Consider the following 237-nt stretch of genomic DNA (forward strand, 5'->3'; position numbering starts at 1 on the left):
TCACCGTGTCGGGGATGACGTGCGGCCACTGCGTCGCCAGCGTCCCCGAGGAGCTGTCGGAGGTGCCCGGCGTCACCGGCGTCGAAGTCGACCTGCACGCCGGCTCCGACTCCCCCGTAACCATCACCAGCGACGCACCCCTCGACTCGGCCGTCGGCGAGGCCGCGGTCGTCGAGGCCGGGTACACGCTGCGTTGACGTGGTGAGCCGATGAGCACCGACGAGCGTCAGTCGCCCC

Annotated in this window: 1 protein-coding gene; it reads left to right on the forward strand. The window is 71.7% G+C overall.

Features of this window, described 5'->3' with window-relative positions; all coding sequences use genetic code 11:
* The first annotated feature begins 5 nt into the window (after positions 1–5).
* A complete protein-coding gene (locus ACR9ZK_RS23435; RefSeq protein ID WP_481344308.1) occupies positions 6–197 on the forward strand; it encodes a heavy-metal-associated domain-containing protein in 192 nt (63 codons plus the stop codon).
* Positions 198–237 lie beyond the last annotated feature (40 nt).

The organism is Monashia sp. HAY1-5C, from assembly GCF_056755255.1.